Here is a 26,246-nt window from a genome sequence, read left to right as displayed (position 1 = left end):
AATCCGGCGGTTTTGGTGCGATAGGCAGTATAAACCTGCCTGGGCACAGTGCTGCAAATTAACGCAACAAGGACAACATGGTTTGCGGTACCTGATTTGCCTGGGCCAGCACGGCAGTACCAGCCTGTTGCAGGATTTGGGCACGTGTCATGTTGGACACTTCCACCGCGTAGTCGGCGTCTTCGATGCGCGAACGCGAGGCCGACAGGTTGGTGATGGTGTTATTCAGATTGGAAATTGTGGATTCGAAGCGGTTCTGGATTGCGCCCAGGTCGCTACGCATGGAGTCGACTTTGGCAATAGCTGCGTCGATTTCCCCCAGAGCGCCGGAGGCGAGGGTGTCAGCACCACCAGAAACGACGGTGATACTCAGACCGCCGGAGGCAGTGATGGAGGAAGCACCGCTCAGCAGATTGGTGAGCGTAGCATCTGTAACCTTGACGTTAATGGTTTCGTTGTCGTTGGCGCCGACTTGGATGTTGATGCCGCCAGACGTGGAACCATCCAGGACTTTGGTACCGTTGAACTGTGTCTGCTCTGCGACGCGCGTGATTTCGGCCAAGCGTTGCTTGACTTCGGCGTTGATCGAGGTTAAATCCTCGTCCGAGTTTGTGCCATTGTAGGCTTGAACCGCCAGTTGACGAATGCGTTGCAGGTTGTTGTTGACTTCGTTCAGGGAGCCTTCTGCCGTCTGGGAAATAGAGATGCCGTCGTTGGCGTTACGGGCAGCTTGCGTCAGGCCATTGATGTTGGCGGTGAAGCGGTTGGCGATGGCTTGACCAGCAGCATCATCCTTGGCACTGTTGATGCGCAGGCCCGAGGACAGGCGTTGGATCGCGGAACCCAGGGCGGATTGGGATTTGTTCAGATTGTTCTGGGAGACCAGAGCAAGGTAGTTGGTATTGATAACAGCCATGAGAGACTCCTAAGTTGTTTGGCGGAGATCCGCCCTTGTTGCCCAGGATGACAAACCAAGTGACCTCCTGTTCTGTCCCATTAACGGATTGTCTGTCGGAAACTTTAGGGTGTTATGGCAAAGTTTTTTTACAAGACGGCAACCCCGTACCGCACCCACATCCACCCAAAGCACATCACCAGCCCCATCGCTCCGGCCAGCAGGCGCATCCCCACACCGCGCCCCGAGATAAACGCGTACGACAGCCCCCACAGCCCTACGCCAATGCGCACAAAGGCAAACAGGGCGGGGATGGGGTGGCTGGCCAGCTGAATCACCTGCGGGTTGGCAATCATCGCTAGGGGGATGATGTACAGGCCAATACCCAGACGCATGGCTGAGGCGGCTACCTTCAGCCAGTTTTCGCCCACGATGCCGGCGGTGATGAACACTGTGCCGCACACGGGGGGCGTGATGGTGGAGAGCAGCGCAAACCAGAAGACAAACAGATGGGCTAGCAGCAGATCGATACCCAGGCTGCTCAGTGCCGGGCCGGCGACGGCCACGCAGATGACGTAGGCGGCAGTGGTGGGTACTTCCATACCCAGCAGCAGGCAGGCCAGGGCGGTAAGCAGCAGGGCGGGCCACAGGCTGGATTGCGCCACGGCCAAAATCACGGAGGTGACCTTGATGCCCAGGCCGGTCATGCCCAGCACGCCGATGATGATCGAGGCGCAGATGATGATGGCGGCAATCATCGAGATCTGTTTGCCGGCGATGATGGCCGCCTGGGACAGGCGCTGGGCAAACAGGCGTGGCGAGAACTCGAACCGGATATTGGTAAACAGCAGTGCCGCGCCCACCAAAATGGCGATGCACGCCGCGTATTGCGGGGTGACGCGGGCGATAAACATCTGCTGCATCAGCACGCCAAAGGGCACCAAAAAGAACATCATGGTCAGCAGCACGTCCCGGCCACGGGGATGGTCTTCCTGATCCAACGCCCGCAGGCCGTAGCGGCGGGCAAACAGATCGATACCGATCCAGACGGCCAGAAAGTACAGGATTGCGGGCAGCAGGGCCGCGCCCATGATCTGGGTGTAGGGGGTGCCGGTAAGCTCTACCATCACAAAGGCGCCCGCGCCCATCAGCGGCGGCATGATTTGCCCGCCCGATGAGGCCACGGCCTCGACGGCGCCGGCCAGTGCCTTGGGGTAGCCCAGGCGCACCATGGTGGGCATGGTCACAGAGCCGATGGATGCCGCATTGGCCGAGGCTGAGCCCGAGATCGAGCCAAACAGGGCCGAGGCCAGCACGGCCACCTTGCCGGCTCCGCCTCGCAGGCGGCCGGCCGCGGCGATGGCAATATTAAGAAAGCCCTGGCCGGCTTCGCCCACGTTAAGCACGGCGCCCATGATCACAAAAATGGCCACCACGTTAACGGATACGCCCGTCAGCGAGCCCCACACGCCGCCTTCGGTGATGGTGAGGGTACCCAGGGTGCTGGCAAAGGGCACTGTTGGGTGGCCAAACTGGCCAGGGATGTGTTCGCCAAAAAAGGCGTACAGCAGGCAGATCAGTGCCACCATCGGCAGGGGCCAGCCGATGGCGCGGCGAGCCATCTCCAGCGTTACCGCCAGCAAGGCCAGGCCAATGGCCATTTGCAGGGGGTTCTCTAAAAACCCGTACTGGTTGCCCAGCGCATCGGCGTTGATCACCGTATACGCGCAGCAGGCCATCCCAATCACCATCAGCACCGTGCCCGAGATCCGCTGGCTGCGGGTATGCGCCGGAAACAAGAACAGCCAGGGCAGGGCCAGCGCCATATGCAAGGGGCGGGCCACCAGGGCCGGCACCAGGCCGCTGAAAATCAGCCCCAGGTGAAACACCATGGACAGCAACCCCAGCGCAATCCATACATAGGGTGCGCGGGTGTCGATTGTGGCAGGTGTCGGGTGGTTGTCGGGGCTGGCAGAAGTGCTGGCGGTGCTTGCCATGGTGCTGATGGTGGTGCTCATGGGATTAACGCATGGCCTCGGGGATGGTGACACCGGCCTCTTCGTAGTAGCGGATGGCACCGGGGTGCAGTTTGACGCCGGCACTCATGATCATTTCGGGCTCTACCGCTTTCCACCAGGGGGCGGTTTTGCTCAGAGCAGCCTTTTGCGCCCAGAAGGTTTTTGTCAGCAGATAGGCGGTGTCGTCGCTCATGTCGGTGGTGGCAAAGGCGTCCACTGGCAAAAAGGTGGTGGCCACGTCTTTGTCTACGCCGGCATAGGTGCCTGCGGGGATGATCTGTTTGGCACGCCCGGTTTTGGCGATTTGCTCGTCAGTCATGGACACCAGTGCCACTTGCGTGCTGGCCGCGGCCTGCACCAGGTTGGGGGCGGGGAATGATCCGGCTGTCACAAAGCCGTCGATCTGGCCGTTTTGCAGGGCTTCGGCAGCATTGCCCAGTTCTGCCGAGGCAATTTTCACTTTGCCGTCCAGGCCAAACAATTTCAGGTATTTGGCACCCTCGTTGGCGCCAAACGTGCCTTTGCCCAGCAGGATGGTCTTGCCGGCCAGGTCGTCAAAGGTATCCACCTGTTTGTCGCTGTGCACCACAAAGTGCATGGTTAACGAGGGGATGGGAAACAGCGCGCGGATCTTTGCAAAGCTTTCTTTGGGCCGGTTTTTAAAGGGGCCGGTGCCTGCCTGGGCGCTTTTAACCAGAGAAGGGGGGGTGGTAAACACGTAATTGCCCGAGCGCACGGCCGCTTCCATCACGTTTTGCACCGAGCCCTGGCTTTCTTCTACCGTCAAAATGGTTTGCCCGTCAGTGCCCTGTTTGATGGCGCTGGCCAGCTCTACCCCCATTTGGTAGTACGAGGTGCCCGTCTTGGCGGATTTATAGGTAACGCGTTCTTCGGCATGGCTTGCGCCAAGCAGGCCAATGCAGCCAAAGATGGCCAGGCCGGTGGCCGCCAGTTTCAGTCGGTTCATCGTGAGTCTCCCGTGTTGGTATCCATGAATGCACGGCCCGAGCCCGGCATTTTCAGCAATGCCACCGGGCTTGATTTGGGCTGGGCAAGCTGCTTATATACCATACTGGCTATAAAGAGATGGTCAGCGCGAGCGTAGCCTACCGGATCGGGTTTGCCTTCAAGGTATGTTTATCTAACGGATAAAAAAGACTCGCGGAAGCGATCTGACATGTTTGTTGTATTAACCTGAATTATTGATTTCCTAATTTATTGTTAATACGATAAAATGGTCCTTACAGTCATTGAAACTCAGATGTTTCGGCATTATGCGGCCTCGGTCTGGAGCGATGGCGAGCGCGAAGCCTTTATCGACTGGATCGCGCAGCATCCCGAAGCCGGAGACGTCATCCCCGGTGCTGCGCCGCTGCGTAAAGTTCGATGGGGCCGTGCTGGTATTGGTAAGCGCGGTGGCGTGCGGGTTATCTACTACACAACCTTGGCAGACGGAACAATCAGCTTGTTGATCGTGTATCCCAAATCGACTACCGACAACCTTTCTCATGCGTTCCTGAGAGAACTGCGAAAACTTGTGGAGTGACATCATGCCCAAGACCAACGAACTGAGCCAGTTTGAACGTGATTTGCTGGAATCCATCCACCAAGCTAAGAAAGGTGAGCATGCTCGTGTCCATACGCCTGAACAAATCCAGGCGCGCCGTCGTGGCCGTCCCGCAGGCTCCACCGCCGCCGTCCACAAAATCCCCACGACGATCCGCTTCGATCCGGATGTCCTGGAAGGTTTGCGGGCAACTGGCCGAGGGTGGCAAACCCGTGCAAATGAAGCGCTACGCGAGTGGCTGCGAATACATCGCGGTTAGGACAATCCTCGCTTGTATCAACAGCCCCGTTGCCTCCGCGACGCTTAAAGCAGCCATTCAATCGGCAGACGGGCGATAAGGTTTGTGGCCAGCCGCCGCCACACGGTGGCGCCCGGCTCCTGGTGGTGTTCGATTTGCCGGGGCGGGGTGCCCTCCAGCCATTTCAGGGTATGGCCGCTACCGGCCTGCACCTGATAGGCGTGCGTGCTGGTCAGGTTCTGGATGTTGTGTGCGATTCGGGCGGCTAGCCGGGGGCTGGCAATCAAGAAGCCCATTTCGGTGTTCAAGTGCCTGGATCTTGGGTCAAAATTAAAAGAGCCCACAAACACGTGCGATTGATCCACCGAAAACACCTTTGCGTGCAGGCTGGAGCCCGATCGCCCCACCAGGCCGCGATCGCGCAACTTGGGCACCGAGGCCCTGCGTTTCAGCTCAAAAATCTGGATGCCTGCGGCCAGCAATGGCTTGCGCCGCTTGGCGTAGCCGGCATGCACGGCCACCACGTCGGTGGCCTCAAGCGAGTTGGTCAGCAGGGTGATGCGCACGCCTTTTTGGGCCAGGCCCACAAAGGCATCGACCCCTGCTTTGGCGGGCACCAGGTAAGGCGATACCAGTGCCAGTTCTTGCGTGGGGTTGTCCAGCACCTGCTGCAGTTGTGGCCATAACAGGGAGGCTTTATTGGCCTTATCCAGGCCCTTGGCGGGGTGGTCGCTAATCAGTGTCACGGACGTCCATTCAAACTGTAGCGTACCAGCCAGTAAGTTGCACACAAAGGATTGCCGGGTGATGGCCTCAAGGTAGCTGTCAGCCAGGTGGCTGTGGGCGGTATCTGGTTTGATGGCGGTCAGTGTGGCAAGGTCTGCTGATGGGGGCCGCAGCACCACTTGTTCTGCCGGCCAGGCAGAGTCGCTTGTCCAGTAGCGCTCAAAATCATCGCTCACGTCCTGCACCACTGGCCCAATTGCCAAGATATCCAGGTCGATAAACAACTGGTTGGGGCCGGCCCCGAAGTATTCGTCGCCAATATTGCGCCCACCTACCAGGGTTACCTGCTGGTCGGCTGTAAACGATTTGTTGTGCATGCGGCGATTAAGCCGGGCAAATTCTGTCAGGTACCCTAGGGCCCGCCAATGGCGGATGCGAAACGCGTTAAACAGCCTGATCTGAATATTGGGATGGGCATTCAATCCTGCAATCAAGGGATCCAGCCCGGTGGTGTTGTTGTCGTCCAGCAGCAGGCGCACTTGCACACCGCGGTCTGCTGCGCGGCGGATCGCGTCAAACAGCAGCAGGCCCGTCATATCGGCGTGCCAGATGTAGTACTGGATGTCCAGTGTGTGCTCGGCGGCGTCGGCCAATGCCACCCGCGCAGCAAAAGCCGCCCGGCCGTCGGAGAGCTCGACGATGCCGGATTCTTTGGGGTGTGATTGGTGCAGGGGGGTGACGGATTGCGACAGGCGGGAGGCCTTGTCCGCGCAGGGGAGGTCTGGGTTTGGTGGGCTCTGGTCGGGCGTGTCCAGGTGCGCGGATGGCGGTAGATTCTGATTCTGCTGGATAGTGTCGGAAAAGAGGCCGGACGATAGGGACACGCCTGGGCCTTTTCGGTGGGCCAAGCCCGCCCCTTTGCGCAGCCGCTGGCTGCCACGCAGCAAGCGGCGGCCGGCAGTTTTCATCATCTCCCGAAAGCGTGACGTTGTGTTGCCCATGGGCGGCCTGTGCCTAGTGTGAGCTTAGCGAAACCTGTTGAAAATCGTTTACGAGAATCTCCAGGCCAACTTGCCAATGCCCGGTGTCGGGTAGGGGCGGTAGGGCAAATTGCCAGTGCCCGGATGCGTCCGCTGCCTGGGCTGTCCGGTGCAGAGGCTGGATGCCGGCCTCTGGGTTGCTGATTTGCACCTCGACTGCCTGGGTAACAAAAGGTGTGCCATCGGCGTGCCGCAGCGTTAATTGCCACATGGTGGGCTCAGGTTGGATGGTTGCCGTGATGTCGGCATTATGCAGCACGATGGCCGGCCTGTGCGGGAGAGGGGAGGGTGAATCAGGTACCTGGGTTGGGGCATGTCGATGTACAGCTTGATGCGCCAGCGTGTGGACATCAGCTGCCATGGGTACTGTAGCCATGCTTCTGGGCGGTGGTGTCAGGCGCCACAGCGCCACCAGGCCCAAAATCAATACAGCCAGGACCAGTTCAACCTGGATGGCTCGACGCAGCTGGGCGCGTGGCCGCAATGCACCTGCCTGGGTCGCCTGGGTCAGCCGCCAGCGGTTCCAGGCGGCCACGCAAAACAGCAGCGCCACCAGGGTCAGTTTGGCAGACAGCACCTGACCATACAGGGTTTGCCAAAGATCGGACAGCTGGCGCAGCTGCAGCCAAGCCAGACACAGGCCGCTTAGCACCAGAAGCGCCACTACCCAGGTGATGCCGCTAGAAAACCGCCGGAGTTCGGGGATGGCGACATCGCTAGCAGTGCGTTGCGCAAGGGTTGTAGGCACCAGGCAACGTGCCAGCGGCAGCAGCAGGCCGATCCAGGCCACCGCGCTGATGACATGTAGCACCACGGTTGGCCGGGAAAGCCAGCGCGGCGGTGCGGTGCCCGCGTGGCCGCTGACGGCCAGGGCACTGCCCGCCAGCAACAATGCCAGTATCCCGGCCAGGCGTTGTCGCCAGATAGCACCTTTTGAGCTGGATTCATGCGGATTGGTGCCGTGCATCGAGGCGCGGGTATTTTGCACCGGCATCGGCCTGGAAAGCCCCCAGGCGGTAGTACCAAAGGCCAACGCCAGCAAAATGAGCGTGGTGGCGTAGCTGCTGTGCCAGGTTTGAACCCAAACCGCCGGCTGCCCAATCTGTTGCCATGGGGCACCCAGCAAATCCAGCCCCTGCAGGCCCCATTGCAAGGGCAGCAGCAAAACGCCTACACCTAAAGCCATGTGCCACAGGCGGCCTTGTAAGACGGGTTGCATCGCGGGTGCGTGGCGGCTGTACGGGTTTAGCGCCCGGAATGCGCAGGCACCCAGCAGCAAGAACAGGCAGACATACGAAACAAAGCGGCTGGCCCATATCAGGGCAGCACGCTGGCTGGCGCCAGGGTCTGCCAACTGTTGCAAATGAGCGTGCAGCCCCGCGGCAGCGCCTACACCGCTGATGCCGCCGGCGGCACCGCTTGCCGGGCCCACCTGATAATCCAGCGTGCCGCCAATGGGGTGACCATCGGCAGAGACTACCCGCCAGCTCAGCAGATAGGTGCCGGGTGTCTGCTGCCCGGCCACATCGATCTGCACGGTGGCGTCGTGCGCGCCACTGGTGTGGATGTCCTGTGTCCGCCCGGCCGGGTTGATCAGGCGCAAGACCGTGACGCCGACCGGCTCGCTAAATTGCAGCGTCAGCGTGGCCGGTGCCTGGGCCAGCACTGCGCCGGCTGCTGGCGTGCTGGATATCAGGGCCGCATGCCCCCAGGCGCCTGAAGACCAGATCAGCAGGCAGGCCAGTACAAGACGCGCAAAAATCATCAGTGCGAGTGAGCGCCGTGGTGCCCTTGGGCTTTTTCAAGTTTGACGCTGGGCGCCGGGTTGCCGACACCCGCCTTGCCCGTTGTGTCGATCCAGCGTGACACGCCTTTCTTGCACTCTTGCACCACCGGGAAATACAGCGTTTGACCGGGCTTCAAAGAGGACGCGATTGTGCCCACAAAGGAAAATTCATCGTAAAACGCTTCTGGCAGCAGGCCCGTCCAGGAGATCTCACGTACCCCGTGATCGATCTTCGCTCCATGCAGGGTTTCAGGCTGGGCATAAGCGCCGTCCTTGGTTTCGATCTGCCAACCAGCCTTAAGTTGCGGCTTGACCGCCACAACGCCTTCAGGGATCTGCACCCGGATCCGGGTGGTGTCCGAGCCATCGCAGCCATGGCCGACCTCAAGGATTGCCTTGTAGCTGCTGCCGATAGTGGCCGTGGGAGTTTGCAAGTGGACGTGAGCCTGCGCCAGCGGCAGCGCGCCCAAAAGCAAAGCCAGGCCGCCAAGAAGTTTCAGTTTGTGTGTCATCAGTATCAATGAGTTGGCCGGCCGATGTCGGGGTATCCGCATGCTGCACCCACAGCGCATTTGCCGGTGTCGTTAATTAAAAGTGATTATCATTCTACCCTGGTCAGGCAGGGCTTTTGCCAGATACTGGATACGCGTGATCAACGCAACTGCTGGTACGCTGTCCCTGAGGGTCTTTTGCTGCTTTGCCAGCCGCAATGGTTTGCTTGGCTGCAACTGCCAAAGAAAAACCGCCTGAGGTGATTAACCCGAGGCGGTTTTTTGCCTGTTTTGGAGAACAGGATAATTCTGGCGCGGCTGGCAGGATTCGAACCCACGACCCCTTGGTTCGTAGCCAAGTACTCTATCCAACTGAGCTACAGCCGCTAAAGAGGCGTAAATATAACATGTTTTTTTTACACTGTCATATCAGGCCTGTTTACCGAAATCAGGGATTTGTCTGTCTCCAGACATGTATCCAAGACCCCGGAAAGGGCAAGATAATACCACGATCTGGCAGGCCTTGCGCAATACCCAGCCCCTTCCGGCGGTATCGAAGCGATCGGGTGGATACGTGATGCTCAGGCCGGTTTATGGCGCGGCTTGCGGGCAGCAGGCCGGCGGCTGACCGCCGGATGCCCGTCGATATAAAACCTTAGCGGCTTGGCCGCCCACTCGCCTGCGTAATCCACCCCGATGCGGGGGCTGGTGGCAATCTGCCCGGCAGCCGGCGCGTTATCGCGGGCCAGCCACAGGGTGTCGCTGCACAGATCCATGCCATAGTGCTCAAGCGTGATATCCATGGCGCGGCATAGTTTTCCGGGGCCGTTGCTCTCGCCTTCAAGGCCTGTTACCGGTGCCAGTGCGCGCAGCAGCACCGCCGTGCCGCTACCCTCGGGGCCGGTCACGGCATTCATGCAGTGGTACATGCCGTAGATCAGGTACACGTACGCATGGCCGGGGGGCCCAAACATGGCGCGGGTGCGTGCCGTGCGGCCGCGCGACGTGTGGGCGGCCAGGTCGGTTGGGCCTAGATAGGCTTCAACCTCAACCACACGGCCCACCCGCAAGCCTCGGGGAGTGGCATGAAACATCAGGCAGCCCAATAGATCAGGCGCCACCTGGATGGCCGGGCGGTTGTAAAAATCGCGATCAAGCCGCGTGCAGGCGCCCTGTATCGCATCAGAGGGCAGGGACAATCGGTGTAGCCTGGCAGCAGATGGCATGGCCCTTAACCCAGGCTGGCAGCTGTGGCCAGGCGATCCATCCAGCGGGCCTTATCGGCAGCTGGCAAGAAAGACGCCTGCAGGCTGTTGGCCGCCAGGGTGACCAACTCGTCGTGAGAGAGGTCCAGTGCTTGCGCGCTGGCCACATAATTATCCAGTACGTAGCCGCCAAAATAAGCGGGATCGTCTGAATTCAGGGTGATCATGGCGCCAGCGCGCAACAAGCGTGCCAGGTTGTGGTTGGACAAATCACTGACCACACCCAGCTTGAGGTTAGACAAGGGGCAAACGGTCAGTGGTATCTGCTGCTGGATCACCGACTGCAGGAGATCGGGGTCGTCGCTGGTGCGCACGCCGTGGTCGATGCGCTCGACGCGCAGCGTATCCAGGGCGCTGCGCACGTAGTCGGCCGGGCCTTCTTCGCCTGCGTGGGCCACGCAGCGAAAGCCCAGCTCTGCGCAGCGCGCATACAGACGTGCAAATTTCTCGGGCGGGTTGCCTTTTTCGGCAGAGTCCAGCCCCACACCGATCCAGAGATCTGCGTACTGATCCCGTAGTGGCAGTGCCGCATCCAGCGTGGCAAGGGCGTCGGCTTCGCTGAGGTGGCGCAGGAAACTGAGCAGCAGGTAGCTGCTGATGTCCAGGGTGTCGCGCGCTTCGCGCAAGGCGCGGGCCAGGCCTGCAAAAACGGTGCCAATGGCAATGCCGCGATGCGTATGGGTTTGCGGGTCGAACATGATTTCGACGTGCACCAGGCCGTCTGCGTGGGCACGTTGCAGGTAGGCCATGGCCAGGTCGTAGAAGTCCTGCTCGGTGACCAGAACACTGGCACCTGCGTAGTAAAGATCCAGGAACGACTGCAAATCGGAAAACTGGTAGGCGTCTTTGACCGCTTGCACGTCGGCATAGGGCAGGGGCACCTGATTGCGTGACGCCAGGGCAAACATGAGCTCGGGCTCAAGAGTGCCCTCGATGTGCAGGTGAAGCTCGGCCTTGGGCAGAGCCTGCAGCCAGTTGCGCAGTGCGTGGTCGCCAGAAGCTTTGGACATGGGGATTCCGGACGTTGAAACGGGCCCTTATTATAGGCCCGGGTATAGGCCTGGACAGCCAGGGATCAGCAGGCTGCGATTGGGCTTGCCCGCCTATGCGCCGCCTCGCCAGGCACCCCATGCCAGGCATAGCCAGGAGGCAATCATCAGCAGCCCGCCAATGGGCGTCACGGCCCCTAACACCCGGATGCCTGTCAGCGCCAGCACATACAGGCTGCCGCTGAAAATCAGCACACCGGCCAGCATCAGGCCGCCTGCCCAGGCCGCGGGGGTGGGCGCCAGAGACGACCACAATGCAGCCACCAGTAATAGGCCCAGGCCATGGATCAGCTGGTAATGGGCCGCAGTGCGCCAGGTTTCCAGCAGATCAGGGCTTAGTACCCGTCGCAATCCATGGGCGCCAAAGGCCCCGGCAGCAACGCCGAGTGCCAGCAAAAGGGCACCGCACAGGATCAGAATTCGTGGGGTCATGCAAAGAGTCTCCATTGGGTGGGTGCATCTGATTGTAGCGAGCCTGTTGTCACACCGGATTCACGGGTAGACTGGGTTGTCTTGCAAGGGTTTTTTGGAGGCCGTCATGGCTGTTCAGCATTCGCCGTTCGAGACACATCAGGTGGATAACCAGGTGTCTGATCTGCCCGATTGCAATCTTTTTCTGGATGATGTGGCCCTGATGCAGGGGGTGCTGCGGGAGGGCGGGCAGGCCGATGCCACCGACCTCGAATCCTGGGGGCGCCGCCTGGGGCAGGCCGATCTGGCCGTGCTGGCCGCCGAGGCCAACCGCACAGCCCCGGTGCTGCAGGCATTTGATCGCACCGGACATCGCATCGACTGGGTGCAGTTTCACCCGGGCTGGACACAATTTCTATCGCTGGCGTTTGCCCAGGGCATGCACGGCAGCGCCTGGATTGCGCCGGCCGAGGGCGCCCATGTGGTGCGTGCCGCCCATTACCTGATGCACGGGCAGGTAGAAGCAGGCTCGCTTTGCCCCATTACGATGACCAGCGCCGCCATCCCCTTGCTGGCCCGCGAGCCCTGGTTTGCCGAGCTTCAACCTAAGCTGGCCAGCCGGCAATACGATGGGCGCGATCTTCCCCTGGCCGACAAGGCCTCGATGATGATCGGCATGGGTCTCACAGAAAAGCAGGGGGGTTCTGATCTGCGCAGCAACACTAGTACGGCCAGCCCGGACAGCGATGGCTGGTTTCGTCTCACCGGCCACAAATGGTTTTTCTCGTCGCCCACCTCGGATGCCCACTTGATGCTGGCCCGCGAAGGCGAGGGTTTGTCGTGTTTTTATGTTCCCCGCTGGCTGCCTTCGGGTACGCGCAACGGCGTTCATGTCCAGCGCTTAAAAGACAAGTTGGGCAATCGCTCCAACGCCAGTGCCGAGGTCGAATTCTCCGGTGCGTTGGGGCGGCGGGTGGGCGATCCTGGGCGCGGCATCCCCACGCTGGTGGAGATGGCCTCTTATACTCGCCTGGATTGTGTCCTGGGCAGCGCGGCCCTGATGCGCCAGGGGCTGGTGCAAGCCATCCACCATGCGCGTCATCGCCGCGCGTTTGGCAGCAACCTGATCGATCAACCCCTGATGCGCCAGGTGCTGGCCGACCTTGCACTGGAGTCTGAGGCCGCCACCGTGCTGGCGTTGCGGCTGTCCCGGGCATTTGACCATCCCGAGCAGCCGGCCGAGCATGCCTTGCGGCGCATCCTTACGCCGGCAGCCAAATTTTGGGTGTGCAAGCGCACCATCGAAGCCATTGCCGAATGCATGGAGGTGTGGGGCGGCAATGGCTACATCGAAGACGCACCTATGGCGCGCCTGTATCGCGAAGCGCCAGTCAACTCCATCTGGGAGGGCTCGGGCAATGTCATGTGCCTGGATGTGCTGCGTGCCATTGGACATGCTGGGCCGCACATCAGCCAGATGATTGACGGCATGGCACAAGCCCATCCGGCTGAATCCACTTTGCGCGCGACAGCTGACCGCCTTCTGAAGGCCTTGCAGGATACCCCGGAAGCGCAACAGATCCAAGCACGGCAGATTGCCCGCGATCTGGTTTTGCTGGTGCAGACCGATCTGCTGCTGCGTCACGCCCCCGATAATGTGTCTCGGGCCTTTGTGGATACCCGCCTGCAAGGCCAGGGCGGGCGGGTATATGGTGCGTGTCTGCCGGTTCAGGCCGCCGAGGCGTTGTTGCAGCGGGCCTGGCCGGCCTGAGGCCGATGCGCAGTGGCTGCGTTTGTTCAAGTTTGTACAGGATGGCGGTGCTGCAGCGCCCGTTAAGAAGGTGGTGCTGTCCAGTACAATAAAGCACGGGCTGCGCCAGGTTTGCAGCCCTTTTTTTGCCGGAACTCTCTCCATGCGTCGATTACTTTTCTCAGTGGCCGTACTGGCGGCGGTGTTGTTGTCGCCCCTGGCGTTCGAGTCGGCCGATGCCTACACCTTGTCAGGCAAGGTCGTGCATGTGGCGGATGGCGACACGTTAACTTTGCTGTCGGGTCGTGATCGCGTGCGCGTGCGCCTGGCCAGCATTGATGCGCCCGAGATCGGCCATGGGCGTGCCCAGCCTGGCCAGCCCTATGGCAAGGCCGCGCGCCAGGCACTGGCTGATCTGGTGGCCGGTAAAAATGTGCGCCTGCACTGCTACGAGCAAGACCAATACGGCCGCGAGATCTGTGATGTCCCCCTGGATGATGGCCGACTGGCCAGTCAGGCCCTGGTGGCCAGTGGCATGGTCTGGGCTAACCAGCAGGGGCGTGGCAAGTATATGCGTGACGCCAGCCTGCCAGACTTGCAACGGCGCGCAAAACAGCAGCACCTGGGCTTGTGGCGGGATGCCAAGCCTGTGCCACCCTGGGAATGGCGCTACAAATGCTGGAAAGCGCTTGAAACGGGCGATCGCGCCCCCATTTGCTAATCATGGCACTAAAAGTATTCGACCTCGCCTGTGAGCACGACCACGTCTTTGAAGGCTGGTTTGCATCACAGGAAACCTACGACAAGCAACTGGCGGACGGGCTGGTGCGTTGTCCTGTCTGCCAAAGCAGCAGTATCACGCGGCGCGTGTCGGCCCCGCACCTTAATGTCAGCCACCTGCGCAGCCAACCCATGGCGGCCCAGTCGCCGGCAGGGCAAGGTCGTGCGGCCGTGGCCGCGCCCTCCAGCCAGCAACTGGCACAGCTGCAGGCCGAGGTTTTGCGTCAGATCCGCCAGGTGGTGCGCCAAAGCGATAACGTCGGGGCCCGCTTTGCCGACGAAGCCCGGCGCATGCACACCGGAGAAATCGAAGAGCGCCCCATCCGTGGCACGGCTTCTGTGGAAGAGTGCCAAGAGCTTGTGGAAGACGGCATCTCCATCATGCCGATTCCAGACATTCTGGACGACGACCGTTTGCAGTAAATAAAACCGTACCGGCCAGATGCAAAAACGGGGCAATCATGCCCCGTTTTTATGTGCTGCCGATGCTGAAAATTACATCACGCGGCTGCGGTACTCATTGGTGCGGGTATCGATTTCGATCTTGTCGCCGATATTGCAGAACAGTGGCACTGCCAGCTCGTAGCCGGTGTTGATCTTGGCGGGTTTCAGCACCTTGCCCGAGGTGTCGCCCTTGACGGCCGGTTCGGTGTAGGTGATTTCGCGCACGATAATTGTGGGCAGCTCGACAGAAATGGCACGGCCTTCGTAAAAGACGACTTGAACCGTCATCCCTTCTTCGAGGTAGTTCAACGCGTCGCCCATGCTTTCGGATTCAACTTCGTGCTGGTTGTATTCTTCGTCCATGAAGGCATACATGGGATCGGCAAAGTACGAGTACGTGCATTCTTTGTTTTCAAGGACGACTTGTTCGAATTTTTCGTCGGCCTTGCAAACAGACTCGCTGGCGGTGCCGGTAAGCAGGTTTTTAAATTTCAGCTTCACCACCGCAGCATTGCGGCCAGATTTGTTGTACTCGGCCTTTTGGACTACCAAGGGGTCGCTGCCAACCATTACAACGTTGCCGACGCGCAGTTCTTGGGCGATTTTCATAGGGTAAGACTCCGGGGGAAAGACATGCCCCGAGCATGAAAAACGCGTTTCGAGGCAAAGCAGGAAAAAATTAACTGTGTATTCTAACGCGTCTGGACGTGTTGCTGGTAAAACCGCAGCAACTGACTGGCCAGATCAGGCTGTGTGGCCAGCTCGTCAGACCACTGCTGCGCACGGATCTGCCAGGCTTTCCAGCTTGTGGGCGCCAGTGCATCCGCCAGGCACTCAGCCATCTGGCTGGACGGGTGGGCATGGCTGGACAGACTGGTACAGCCGGGCGGGCCGGCGTTCCATGCCCGGATCAGGGCGTTAGCTGCCGTCGGCAGTTGCGCCCTTTGCAGCCAGGCCTCCAGTTTTGTCAGATGTGTGTCTTCGGCCTGCGGGTAAATGTGCCACACCAGGGGTGCGCCTGCCCAAAGTGCCCGCACCAAAGAATCCTCGCCGCGCACAAAGTTCAGATCGCAGCACCACAGCAGATCATCAAACTGCGCCTGCGGCACGAAAGGCAGGGTGCGAACCTGCAGGTTTCCCGTGCTTGATGCGTCAGTGTGCTGGTTTCCTTCACCCTGTGCAGCAGTTGCCGCGCCGCCGACGTGCGTGCCTGCCAGTAAAAGACAGGTGGGGGTGTCCATCTGAGCCAGTGCCGCCAGCAAAGTGTCCATGGGTGCGCCCGGATAGCAAAACAGCAAGATATAACGCGCGTCCGCCGGCAAGGTGTCGACAGGCCAGCCGGTGATCTGCGATAGCCGCAGCCGGCGATCCACCCCAAGCGCCTGACGACGTCTGTCCAGCAGATCTGGCTCCCGCAGCAGCCCACCGCTGGCCGCAGTGAAACCAGGAAAATAAAAGTACTTGGCAACCCTGTTGGGTTGCAGGGAGGGCAGGCCGTGATAGCCCTCGATCCAGGGCTCTGCGCTCAGGTACTCGAGATTGATCCACAGGCTCTGTGTCTGGGCCAAAGACGCCTGATAAGAAGTGGGCAGGGTGCAGGCAAAAGCCTCGATCACCAAGCCATTGGCCGGGGCCTGCGCCTGCGCAGCCAAAGACCAATGAACAACCTCGATGCCGTGCACATGCTGGTGCAGCACTGTTGCGTCCAGTGCGGGCGCCAGCCGGGCCAGTGTAGCGAGATCATCGATCCAGAGCCGTACCCGATGGCCCAGCGCTGCGTACTGTTGTGCCAGACGCCAGCACACGCCAGCATCACCAAAGTTGTCGATGACCTGGCAGAAAATATCGACAGGCATTTAGTGAAACTGGACGGGTTCGGGATCGATTTCTTCGGGGAGCTCGGGGTGCTGCATTTCGCCCAGCATATTGGGAAAATACGGCGTGCCGCAATCGTCGCAGAACTCGAGCGGATGCAGGCCGGGCAGGCGCCGGATGTCCTGGATGCCGGATTCTCGCAGCAGTGCTGCCAGCGTGTCCCAGGTGTCTACCTCGCCTTCTGCGGCCTCGCTGAGATCGGGGGTGGCTTCCTCGCGGCTAAGCGATGGCCAGACGCAACCGTAGATGACATCGTTGTTTTTACGTGTGCAAAAACCGATGCGATATTCCTCGATGGCTTGTTCGCCGCAGCCCACAATGGCGGCACGAAGATCGGTGGCGGCAATATGTGCGGCTGTTTGCAGCCAGGTGATGGCAGCCTTTAAGGTAAGCGGCCGGATGCTTTGATCGGCTTGCCGGGTGGCTGTATAAAAGGCTTCCGGCAGCAGGTATTCCATCAGGCAGCCTGTAAACAGGGGTTCGACGGCTTGCACGCACGCCTGCGCCCACTGTGCGGCAACCTCGGTGCGTTTGACCAGGCTGTTTTCGCCCGTATCCTGCCATTTGAACAGGGCCTGGCCCTGTGGCACGATCACCACACCAATCAGGAAATACGCATCCGCCAGCAAGTCTTCGGGTGTGTCTGCCGGTGGCAAGCCCGGGAGATCGCGTCGCGTGCCCAGGGTGTGCTGGGCGATTTCTGTGGCCCATGTACGGGTTTCGCGAAACGACTGCGGAAGTTGATCGAAACGCACCCAATGCGGCAGCAATTGCAGTTGCGCACCGGGCGCCAGCACAATGCCGGTCATGGCGTCGGATAACGCCTGCAAGTGTGACTCCGTGAGTTGCGCGGCAGGCAACTGGTAGCGCGTCCAGGCCAGTACTGGGGCTGAAATCAGCTGCACGTCGTATGACTGATTGTCGTGCGTCAGGTTAAAAGACTCTGAGTACGCCTCGGCGTGCTCAACCAGCAGCTCGTAGGCCGGCGAGCGATGCTGCAGCAAGTGCTCGAGTGCGTGCTCGATACTATGCCCAGCGCGGCCACCGAGCACTTTAGTGAGCGCCTTTGAAAGCGCTTGCTGCCACCAGAGGTCTTCCAGCCGGCTGCCCGAACGGGAGAGAGACTCGGCCAGAGACACCAGCGACAGCGACGTCCGGGACAAAGAAGAAGATCGGGATCGGGCGGGCATGAGAAACCGGGAAAATGGGACACACTGAATAGACCCATTAGTGTAGCGCGTTCAAGCAATCAGCCCCGGCATGTCGTGTAAACATACCGGGGCTGAGGGGACGCCCGAAGCGGGCGGGAGCTACCTTTTAGGCTTGAACCGTATTGGCGACTTCGGTGAAGTCTTCAATCTGGTCGAAGTTCATGTAGCGGTAGATATCCTGGCTATCTTTAGCCAGCAGCCCCATTGCTTCCAGGTACTCGTCACGGGTGGGAATGCGGCCCAGGCCCGAGCAGATCGCTGCCATCTCGGCCGAGCCCAAGAACACATTGGCGTTTTTGCCCAGACGATTGGGGAAGTTGCGCGTGCTGGTGGAAAACACCGTGGCACCCTCGCGCACTTGGGCCTGATTGCCCATGCACAAGGAGCAACCTGGCATTTCCATGCGTGCCCCGGCCGTACCAAAGGTGCCATAGTGGCCCTCTTTGGTCAGCTCGCTGGCATCCATCTTGGTGGGTGGCGCGACCCACAACTTGGATGGCAGATCGCGCTTGCCTTTAAGCAGAGCTGCGGCGGCGCGGAAGTGGCCGATGTTGGTCATGCAGCTGCCGATGAAGACCTCGTCGATGGCCGTGCCGGCTACATCAGACAGGGTTTTGACATCATCAGGATCGTTGGGGCAGGCCACGATCGGCTCTTTGATTTCAGCCAGATCGATGTCGATGACCGCTGCGTAATCCACGTCTGCATCGGGCTCTACCAATTGAGGATCGGCCAGCCAGGCTTCCATGTTCTTGATGCGGCGTGCCAGCGTGCGGGCGTCTTCGTAGCCGTTGGCGATCATCCATTTCAGCAGCGTGATATTGCTGTTGAGGTACTCGATGATCGGCTCTTTGTTCAGGCGTACCGTGCAGGCAGCTGCCGAGCGCTCAGCCGACGCGTCAGAGAGCTCGAATGCTTGCTCGATTTTCAGGTTGGGCAAGCCTTCGATTTCGAGAATGCGGCCCGAGAAAATGTTTTTCTTGCCCTTTTTCTCGACTGTCAGCAAGCCCTTCTTGATGGCATACAGCGGAATTGCATTGACCAGATCGCGCAGTGTCACGCCCGGCTGCATCGTGCCCTTGAAGCGCACCAGCACGGATTCGGGCATGTCCAGCGGCATTACACCCGTGGCGGCGGCAAACGCCACCAATCCCGAGCCGGCCGGGAAGCTGATCCCGATCGGGAAACGTGTATGCGAATCACCGCCCGTACCCACCGTATCCGGCAGCAGCATGCGGTTAAGCCAGGAGTGGATGATGCCATCGCCCGGGCGTAGGGCCACCCCGCCGCGTGTGCTGATAAAGGCCGGAAGCTCGTGGTGGGTTTTGACGTCCACAGGCTTGGGATACGCTGCCGTGTGGCAGAACGATTGCATCACCAGGTCGGCCGAGAAGCCCACGCAAGCCAAATCCTTAAGCTCATCGCGCGTCATGGGGCCGGTTGTGTCCTGGCTGCCCACCGATGTCATGCGCGGCTCGCAATACGTGCCCGGGCGCACCCCTTGGCCTTCAGGCAAGCCACATGCGCGGCCCACCAGCTTTTGTGCCAGCGAAAAGCCCTTGCCTGTATCCACGGGAGACTCGGGCAAACGGAACAGTGTCGTGGCCGGCAAGCCCAACGATGCGCGGGCCTTGGCCGTGAGGCCGCGACCAATAATCAGCGGAATCCGGCCACCGGCGCGAACTTCATCCAGCAAAACTTCAGACTTCAGCTGAAACTCGGCAATTACCTGACCGTTTTTCAGTGCCTTGCCCTCGTAGGGGCGCAGCTCGATGATGTCGCCCATATCCATGCCCGACACGTCGAGCTCGATAGGCAGCGCACCCGAATCTTCCATTGTGTTGTAGAAAATCGGGGCAATCTTGTTACCCAGACAGACGCCACCGAAGCGCTTGTTGGGCACGAAAGGGATATCTTCGCCGGTGTGCCAGATGACCGAGTTGGTGGCCGACTTACGTGACGAGCCGGTGCCCACCACATCACCCACATAGGCCACCAGATGGCCTTTTTCTTTCAGCTGATTGATCAGCGTGATCGGCCCCACTTGGCCCGGGGCGTCCGGCGTAATTCCATCACGCGGGTTTTTAAGCATCGCCAGTGCATGCAGCGGGATATCCGGGCGGCTCCAGGCATCCGGTGCCGGCGAGAGATCATCCGTATTGGTTTCGCCCGTCACCTTGAACACGGTCATCGTCAGGCTCTCAGGAACCTCCGGGCGGCTGGTAAACCACTCGGCATCCGCCCAGCTTTGCAATACCGCCTGGGCATGGGCGTTACCGCCCTTGGCTTTTTCTTCGATGTCGTGAAACGCGTCAAACACCAGCAGGGTTTTCTTCAGCCCTTCAGCTGCAACCGGTGCGAGGTCTGCGTGGTCAAGCAGCTCGATCAGGGCACCGATATTAAAGCCCCCCAGCATCGTCCCCAGAAGTTCGGTGGCATGCTTGGCGCTAATCAGCGAGCAGGTTTCTGTGCCTAGTGCCAGCGCCGCCAGGTAGGAAGCCTTGACCTGCGCGGCATCATCAACACCCGCCGGCACACGGTGGGTAAAGAGATCCAGCAGGAATTGTTCCTCGCCCGCCGGAGGCGCCTTGAGGAGTTCGATCAGATCGGCAGTTTGCTTGGCTGTCAGTGGCAGTGGCGGCACGCCAATGGCTTCGCGAGCAGCGGCTTCGGTGCGGTAGGAATCCAGCATTAAGGTACCCCAGAAAGGAGGGTTTGAGAATGCCGCTATTTTAAAGAAGAAGCGCCAATCAGGCAACAGTCTTATATAAGATATAAGAGTTGACGTTTGGTTTTTGTGCTGTTCTTTTGCCGGGTGTCGTTGTTGTGGCTTCTTTGTATGGGTATTTTCACGCTGCTTCTTCGTGCGGACACCGTTGGCGTTTTTTCTTGGGTAGGCTTCATCGATGCGGGAGGGTGCCTGGGGACACAGGTCGCAATCCGGCGGCTTCGCCGGGGATGTGGTGGTAGGCTCCAACAGTGTCCCCAGGCACCCTCCCGCATCGATCCACGAGAATTGCGGCGTCTTAAAACCTTGAATCCCATGCTTGGGGCGCCAGCAGGTCAACAGGTCGTCAAGTCAACAGATCGGCAAGCCAGTAGGTCAGTGGGTCAGTAGGCCAGCCAATCAGCAAGCCAGAGATCAGCAAGCCAGAGATCAGCAAGCCGCACCGAGCTGAGCGCCACGAAAGGGGGTTAAACATCTCGCTCTGATCATGGTCTGAGCCTGAGAGGAGGGTGGGGCGTGGCGGCGCAATCGGACAGCGCCGGATGCTTCCGAAGGGAGGCGGGGAGGCGTCGGCCCGCGCTGTCTGAGGATCGCGTAGCGAGCCGAGTTCGCGGGCCGCCCCGCTGGACGAGGAAGATCCGGGAAGTCCGGCCAAGGGCCGGACCGCTGTCTGGCGCAGCCACGCCCCACCCTCCTCTCAGGCGCCGCAAGCAGCAGGCGCCGCAAAAAAGCGCCCGAGGCCAAAACCCCAGGCGCCCGGAAAGAACAGATAAAGCCAGCGCTAATTATCCAGCGACAAGATCCTGATACTCGGGGTGTCGCCGTATATAAGCATCCACATACGAGCACTCGGGCACCACCTGCCAGCCGCGCGCCCGTGCCGTCTCCAGCCCATAGCGCACCAGATCTGCTGCAATCCCGCGCCCGCCCACAACAGACGGAACACCTGTGTGAAAAAATACGGCCACAGTGCCGTCAAGCGAGTAATCCAGCACACAAAGCTGTTCCTCTTCTACATACTCGAAGCGGTGCTTGGCCTCATTGTGCTGAATCTCGCGTTGCATCGTGCCTGTATTGGATTTAGATGACATACAAATCCACGTATTCGTGTACCGGCATCGCCTCCAGCGTCGCCTGATTCAGCGACACATCCAGAATCCGTTGCTGCTGACGCTCCGGGAACTGACGTGCCAGATTCTTGCGGAATTTGGCTTCGAGCAGCGGGATCCCGTCTGTCCGCCGGCGCTTGTGGCCGATCGGATACTCGCAGACGATCTCGTCCAGTTTTGAACCGTCATTGAACTCGACCGTCAGTGCATTGGCGATCGAACGCTTCTCTGGATCGTGGTAATCCTTGGTGAAAGCGGGGTCCTCCACACACTCCATTTTGTCGCGCAGTGCGTCGATGCGTGGATCTGCAGCAATGCCGTCCTCGTAGTCGGCAGCCGTCAGGCGGCCAAACAGGATAGGCACCGCCACCATGTACTGGATGCAGTGGTCGCGATCCGCGGGATTATGCAGCGGGCCTTTCTTGTCGATAATCCGGATGCAGGCTTCGTGCGTACGAATCGTGATTTTCTTGATGTCTTCTGCAGATTTGCCTGCGGCCTTCAGCTTGCCGTGGATGTCCATCGCGCACTCTACGGCCGTTTGCGAGTGGAACTCTGCCGGGAAAGAAATCTTGAACAGCACGTTTTCCATCACATACGTGCCATAAGGACGCTGGAACTTGAACGGCTGGCCCTTGAACAGCACATCGTAAAAGCCCCATACAGGTGCTGTCAGTACAGACGGATAGCCCATCTCGCCAGTGCGGGCCATCAAGGCCAGGCGCACCGCGCGGCTGGTGGCGTCGCCCGCGGCCCAAGACTTGCGGCTGCCCGTGTTGGGGGCGTGACGGTAAGTGCGCAGGCTTTGCCCGTCTACCCATGCCAGGGAAACCGCGTTGATGGTTTCTTCGCGCGATAGGCCCAGCATCTGCGAGACCACCGCAGTAGAGGCCACCTTGACCAGTACCACGTGATCCAGGCCCACCTTGTTGAACGAATTTTCGAGCGCAATGCAGCCCTGGATCTCGTGTGCCTTGATCATGCCCTCGAGTACCGTGCGCATGGTTAGCGGCGCCTTGCCTGCCGCCACCGCATTGCGCGACAGCCAGTCGGCCACGGCCAGAATCCCACCCAGGTTATCCGACGGATGGCCCCACTCGGCCGCCAGCCACGTATCGTTGAAATCCAGCCAGCGGATCATGCAGCCGATATTGAAGGCTGCCTGGACAGGATCCAGCTGGAATTGCGTACCGGGCACCTTGGCGCCATTGGGCACCACCGTACCCGGTACGATCGGGCCCATCAGCTTGCGGCAAGCCGGGTATTCCAGGCCTTCGAGGCCGCAGCCCAGTGTATCGATCAGGCAGTTGCGGGCTGTTTCAAGCGCCAGGGTGCTATCGATCTTGAAGTTCAGGGCGTAGTCGACAATGTCCACCAACACCGCATCGGGTTGGGGACGCTTATTGGAAATCGTCGCAGACATGAGTGTTCCTAAGAGAGTTGCGGCTGATGCAAACTGGCTTACTTGCGCTTGGCCAGCGGGACAAATTTCTGATCTTCGGGGCCCACATAATTGGCGGTTGGCCGAATGATCTTGTTATCGACGCGCTGCTCGATGATGTGGGCAGACCAGCCGGCCGTGCGGGCAATCACAAACAGCGGTGTAAACATTGCGGTTGGGACCCCCATCATGTGGTACGACACGGCCGAGAACCAATCCAGGTTGGGGAACATCTTCTTGGCGTCCCACATCACGGATTCAAGGCGTTCGGCAATATCAAACATCTTGGTAGAGCCCACGGTTTTGGACAGACGCTTGGCCACAGCCTTGATGACCTTGTTGCGGGGGTCGGATACCGTATACACCGGGTGGCCAAAGCCAATGACGACCTCTTTGGCATCGACGCGGCGGCGGATGTCCGCTTCGGCCTCGTCGGGGTTGTCGTAGCGTTTCTGGATCTCGAAGGCCACCTCGTTGGCGCCGCCGTGCTTGGGCCCGCGCAAGGCGCCAATGGCGCCCGTGATGGCCGAATACATGTCGGAGCCCGTGCCGGCAATCACGCGGCCCGTAAACGTGGAGGCGTTGAATTCATGCTCGGCGTACAGGATGAGCGAGGTGTGCATCGCCTGGATCCATTCGTCGGAAGGGGCCTGGCCGTGCAACAGATGCAGGAAGTGGCCGCCGATGCTGTCGTCGTCGGTTTCGACGTCGATTTGCTTGCCATTGTGGCTGTAGTGATACCAGTAGAGCAGGGCAGAGCCCAGGCTGGCCATCAGGCGATCTGCGATGTCACGGGCATCCGGCAGATTGTGGTTGTCTTTTTCGGGCAGCACGCAACCCAGTACCGAAGCAGCCGTGCGCATCACATCCATGGGGTGGCTGGCTGCCGGCAAGGCCTCGAGGGCAATCTGCACCTGTAACGGCAGCCCGCGCATGCTGCGCAGCTTGGCCTTGTATGCCTGAAGCTCGGCCTTGGTGGGCAGCTTGCCGTGGATCAGCAGGTGGGCGACTTCTTCAAACTCGCAGGTGTCTGCAATATCCAGGATGTCGTAGCCACGGTAGTGGAGGTCGTTGCCGCTGCGCCCCACCGTGCACAAGGCTGTGTTGCCGGCCACGATGCCCGAAAGTGCCACGGATTTTTTGGGTTTGAAACCGGGTACAGGGGTAGTGGGAGCTGCCGGGGCGGCTGCCTTGGGCGCAGCAGGTTTTTTTGCAGAAACTGTTTTTTTGGTCGCCATCAGAGGTCTCCTTGAGTGACGGGATGAAATGTCGGGGTGCCGGCGGGGGATCAGGCTTTGCCTTTGCCTTGCTGAAACAATGCATCAAGCTGCGCTTCGTACTGATGGTAGCCGATGCGATCGTAGAGTTCTTCGCGCGTTTGCATGGTGTCGACCACATTGTGCTGATGGCCGTCGCGCCGGATGGCCGTATAGACGGCCTCGGCTGCTTTGTTCATTGCCCGGAAAGCCGACAGCGGGTAGAGCACCATGCCCACACCGGCGCCTGCCAGCTCTTGCACGGTAAAGAGCGGCGTTTTGCCAAACTCGGTGATGTTGGCCAGCACCGGAACCGGCAGGCTACTGGAGAATTTCTGGTAGGTTTCCAGGTCGTATGAGGCCTCGGCAAAAATGGCGTCGGCACCGGCTTCAACGCAGGCGTGGGCGCGCTCCAGCGCGGCGTCTACCCCGGCTACGGCAATCGCGTCGGTGCGTGCGATCAGGTAGAAGTCGGAATCCGTGCGGGCATCCGCAGCCGCCTTGACGCGGTCGGCCATCTCCTGGGTGCTGACAATCTCTTTGCCGGGACGGTGTCCGCAACGTTTGGCACCCACCTGGTCTTCGATGTGGCAGCCGGCCGCGCCGAACTTGATCAGGGATTTGATGGTGCGGGCGATGTTAAAGGCCGAAGGGCCGAAGCCAGTATCGATATCCACCACCAGCGGCACATCGCAGACGTCCGTGATGCGGCGGATGTCCGTCAGGACATCGTCCAGGGTGTTGATGCCCAGATCGGGCAGGCCCAGCGAACCAGCCGCCACGCCACCACCAGACAGATAGATGGCCCTGTAGCCGGCACGTTTGGCCAGCAAGGCATGGTTGGCGTTGATGGCGCCAATAATTTGCAGGGGGGATTCTTCGATGAGGGCTTGGCGCAGCAGTGCGCCGGGAGATGCAGGACGGGTCATGAGCGACTCTCTGGTGAGCAGCCGCGCCGGGCAGACCCATTGCGCGGCAAAATCAGCCCTTCAGGGCCGAGGGGGATCCAATCGATATGGCTGATTTTGCGTCTGCAATTTAGCTGTGTCTGTCATCGACTGGACATTCGCCGACACTGCAAACGCGGTCAGCCGCAGTTTGCAGTGTCGGCGGTACTGCTTATTTCAACAAACTGGCGATGCCGTCACGTTCTTCGAGCAGCTCGTTGAGCGTGTGATCCATGCGTTCGCGCGAGAATGCGTCGATTTCAAGGCCGCTGATACGGGTGTATTCGCCGTTGGCGGTGGTAACCGGTACACCATAAATGATGCCTTCGGGAATGCCATACGAGCCGTCGGACGGGATGCCCATGGTGACCCATTTGCCGTTGCTGCCCAGCACCCAGTCGTGGATGTGATCAATGGCTGCATTGGCTGCAGAGGCTGCCGAGGACAGGCCGCGGGCTTCGATGATGGCTGCGCCGCGCTTGCCTACCTTGGGAATGAACGTGTCGCGAATCCAGGCGTCGTCGTTGACCAGGGCTTGCACGGCCTGGCCGCCGATGGTGGCAAAGCGCGTGTCGGGGTACATGGTGGGCGAGTGATTGCCCCATACCACCAGTTTTTCGATGTCGGCCACAGGCTTGCCGGTTTTGGTGGCAATCTGCGAAAGCGCGCGATTGTGATCCAGGCGCAGCATGGCGGTGAAATTCTTGGCCGGCAGATCGGGAGCCGATTTCATGGCGATGTAGGCGTTGGTGTTGGCGGGGTTGCCCACCACCAGCACTTTGACATTGCGGCTGGCGACTTCATTGAGTGCCTTGCCTTGCGCTGTGAAGATCTGGGCATTAACCTGCAGCAGATCGGCGCGCTCCATCCCCTTGCTGCGGGGGCGTGCACCTACCAGCAGGGCAACGTCTGCGTCTTTGAAAGCCGTGCGGGGGTCGCTGTGGGCCGACATGCCGGCCAGCAGCGGAAACGCGCAGTCTTCAAGCTCCATCATGACGCCTTGCAAGGCTTTTTGTGCTCTTTCGTCCGGAATTTCCAGCAGTTGCAGGATGACGGGTTGATCCTTACCGAGCATTTCGCCTGAGGCGATGCGAAACAGCAAGGCGTAACCGATCTGGCCGGCAGCGCCAGTAATGGCGACGCGCATGGCGGGTTTGGACATAGTGAATCTCCGATAGGATGAAAGGGGTATCCGGTGTGTGCGAAATCGCCGAAAAGA

The 26,246-nt window shown here is 60.2% G+C and carries 23 protein-coding genes and 1 tRNA gene; 5 read left to right on the top strand and 19 right to left on the bottom strand.

Annotated features, from left to right (window positions below; genetic code table 11):
- Positions 1-58 precede the first annotated feature (58 nt).
- From ABS758_RS02735 to ABS758_RS02725, 3 genes are all read right to left on the bottom strand, one after another.
- Entirely contained in the window at positions 59-916 is an 858-nt protein-coding gene (locus ABS758_RS02735; RefSeq protein WP_350380626.1) for a flagellin N-terminal helical domain-containing protein, read from the bottom strand.
- 128 nt (positions 917-1,044) lie between these two features.
- Positions 1,045-2,913, bottom strand: coding sequence for a TRAP transporter permease (locus tag ABS758_RS02730; RefSeq protein WP_350380628.1), 1,869 nt, complete (start codon positions 2,911-2,913; stop codon positions 1,045-1,047).
- A 4-nt stretch (positions 2,914-2,917) separates the two neighbouring features.
- Positions 2,918-3,880, bottom strand: coding sequence for a TAXI family TRAP transporter solute-binding subunit (locus ABS758_RS02725; RefSeq protein WP_350380629.1), 963 nt, complete (start codon positions 3,878-3,880; stop codon positions 2,918-2,920).
- Positions 3,881-4,174: 294 nt separating this feature from the next.
- Between ABS758_RS02725 and ABS758_RS02720 the strand changes: the two genes are divergently transcribed.
- Positions 4,175-4,459 (top strand): transcriptional regulator, encoded by a 285-nt coding sequence (locus ABS758_RS02720; RefSeq protein ID WP_350380631.1) that lies wholly within the window; start codon positions 4,175-4,177, stop codon positions 4,457-4,459.
- A gap of 4 nt (positions 4,460-4,463) precedes the next feature.
- The gene (locus ABS758_RS02715) at positions 4,464-4,739 is read left to right on the top strand and encodes a BrnA antitoxin family protein (protein WP_350380632.1); all 276 of its coding nucleotides are present in this window, start codon (positions 4,464-4,466) and stop codon (positions 4,737-4,739) included.
- Between the two features lie 44 nt (positions 4,740-4,783).
- Here ABS758_RS02715 and ABS758_RS02710 read toward each other — a convergent pair whose 3' ends face one another.
- From ABS758_RS02710 to ABS758_RS02680, 7 genes are all read right to left on the bottom strand, one after another.
- On the bottom strand, positions 4,784-6,415 hold the full coding sequence (locus ABS758_RS02710) for a phospholipase D family protein (protein ID WP_350389046.1): 1,632 nt from the start codon (positions 6,413-6,415) through the stop codon (positions 4,784-4,786).
- A 43-nt stretch (positions 6,416-6,458) separates the two neighbouring features.
- A complete protein-coding gene (locus ABS758_RS02705; RefSeq protein ID WP_350380634.1) occupies positions 6,459-8,249 on the bottom strand; it encodes a copper resistance CopC/CopD family protein in 1,791 nt (596 codons plus the stop codon).
- On the bottom strand, positions 8,249-8,782 hold the full coding sequence (locus tag ABS758_RS02700; protein WP_350380636.1) for a YcnI family copper-binding membrane protein: 534 nt from the start codon (positions 8,780-8,782) through the stop codon (positions 8,249-8,251). The genes ABS758_RS02705 and ABS758_RS02700 overlap by 1 nt, the downstream gene beginning before the upstream one ends.
- Positions 8,783-9,071: 289 nt before the next feature.
- Positions 9,072-9,148 (bottom strand) — tRNA-Arg (locus ABS758_RS02695).
- Between the two features lie 194 nt (positions 9,149-9,342).
- Positions 9,343-9,960, bottom strand: coding sequence for a DNA-3-methyladenine glycosylase (locus ABS758_RS02690; protein ID WP_350380637.1), 618 nt, complete (start codon positions 9,958-9,960; stop codon positions 9,343-9,345).
- Positions 9,961-9,992: 32 nt separating this feature from the next.
- On the bottom strand, positions 9,993-11,036 hold the full coding sequence (locus ABS758_RS02685; RefSeq protein WP_350380639.1) for an adenosine deaminase: 1,044 nt from the start codon (positions 11,034-11,036) through the stop codon (positions 9,993-9,995).
- 93 nt (positions 11,037-11,129) lie between these two features.
- Positions 11,130-11,507 (bottom strand): DUF423 domain-containing protein, encoded by a 378-nt coding sequence (locus tag ABS758_RS02680; protein WP_350380641.1) that lies wholly within the window; start codon positions 11,505-11,507, stop codon positions 11,130-11,132.
- Positions 11,508-11,613: 106 nt separating this feature from the next.
- On the opposite strand from ABS758_RS02680, the gene ABS758_RS02675 reads away from it, so the two are divergent.
- The 3 genes from ABS758_RS02675 (at position 11,614) to ABS758_RS02665 (ending at position 14,439) form a co-directional block, all read left to right on the top strand.
- Complete coding sequence (locus ABS758_RS02675; protein WP_350380643.1) at positions 11,614-13,257, top strand: isovaleryl-CoA dehydrogenase; 1,644 nt, start codon at positions 11,614-11,616, stop codon at positions 13,255-13,257.
- A gap of 142 nt (positions 13,258-13,399) precedes the next feature.
- A complete protein-coding gene (locus tag ABS758_RS02670) occupies positions 13,400-13,957 on the top strand; it encodes a thermonuclease family protein (RefSeq protein WP_350380645.1) in 558 nt (185 codons plus the stop codon).
- Positions 13,958-13,959: 2 nt separating this feature from the next.
- Complete coding sequence (locus ABS758_RS02665) at positions 13,960-14,439, top strand: DUF1178 family protein (protein ID WP_350380647.1); 480 nt, start codon at positions 13,960-13,962, stop codon at positions 14,437-14,439.
- A 72-nt stretch (positions 14,440-14,511) separates the two neighbouring features.
- Here the strand turns inward: ABS758_RS02665 and efp are convergent, their stop codons facing one another.
- The 9 genes from efp to ABS758_RS02620 all read right to left on the bottom strand — a co-directional run bounded on the left by efp (position 14,512) and on the right by ABS758_RS02620 (position 26,189).
- Entirely contained in the window at positions 14,512-15,069 is a 558-nt protein-coding gene (gene efp, locus ABS758_RS02660) for an elongation factor P (protein ID WP_350380648.1), read from the bottom strand.
- Positions 15,070-15,152: 83 nt separating this feature from the next.
- A complete protein-coding gene (gene earP, locus ABS758_RS02655; RefSeq protein WP_350380650.1) occupies positions 15,153-16,316 on the bottom strand; it encodes an elongation factor P maturation arginine rhamnosyltransferase EarP in 1,164 nt (387 codons plus the stop codon).
- On the bottom strand, positions 16,317-17,525 hold the full coding sequence (locus tag ABS758_RS02650) for a DUF2863 family protein (protein WP_350380652.1): 1,209 nt from the start codon (positions 17,523-17,525) through the stop codon (positions 16,317-16,319).
- A 127-nt stretch (positions 17,526-17,652) separates the two neighbouring features.
- The gene (gene acnB, locus ABS758_RS02645; protein ID WP_350380654.1) at positions 17,653-20,238 is read right to left on the bottom strand and encodes a bifunctional aconitate hydratase 2/2-methylisocitrate dehydratase; all 2,586 of its coding nucleotides are present in this window, start codon (positions 20,236-20,238) and stop codon (positions 17,653-17,655) included.
- A gap of 821 nt (positions 20,239-21,059) precedes the next feature.
- Positions 21,060-21,365 carry a GNAT family N-acetyltransferase gene (locus ABS758_RS02640; RefSeq protein WP_350380656.1) on the bottom strand — a complete coding sequence of 102 codons (306 nt, stop codon included), beginning with the start codon at positions 21,363-21,365 and terminating at the stop codon, positions 21,060-21,062.
- Entirely contained in the window at positions 21,355-22,806 is a 1,452-nt protein-coding gene (locus tag ABS758_RS02635; protein ID WP_350380658.1) for a bifunctional 2-methylcitrate dehydratase/aconitate hydratase, read from the bottom strand. Before ABS758_RS02635 ends, ABS758_RS02640 begins: the two co-directional genes overlap by 11 nt.
- Positions 22,807-22,844: 38 nt before the next feature.
- On the bottom strand, positions 22,845-24,062 hold the full coding sequence (gene prpC, locus ABS758_RS02630) for a bifunctional 2-methylcitrate synthase/citrate synthase (protein WP_350380659.1): 1,218 nt from the start codon (positions 24,060-24,062) through the stop codon (positions 22,845-22,847).
- Between the two features lie 50 nt (positions 24,063-24,112).
- Positions 24,113-25,009 (bottom strand): methylisocitrate lyase, encoded by an 897-nt coding sequence (gene prpB / locus ABS758_RS02625; protein ID WP_350380661.1) that lies wholly within the window; start codon positions 25,007-25,009, stop codon positions 24,113-24,115.
- Between the two features lie 190 nt (positions 25,010-25,199).
- Positions 25,200-26,189, bottom strand: a complete 990-nt coding sequence (locus ABS758_RS02620) for a malate dehydrogenase (protein WP_350380663.1) — start codon at positions 26,187-26,189, stop codon at positions 25,200-25,202.
- Positions 26,190-26,246: the final 57 nt, after the last annotated feature.

It is taken from the genome of Castellaniella sp. FW104-7C03, assembly GCF_040276085.1.
Taxonomy (GTDB): Bacteria; Pseudomonadota; Gammaproteobacteria; order Burkholderiales; family Burkholderiaceae_B; genus Castellaniella.
Note: the sequence above shows the minus strand (reverse complement) of the source record. Positions and strands in the feature narration are given on the sequence as shown.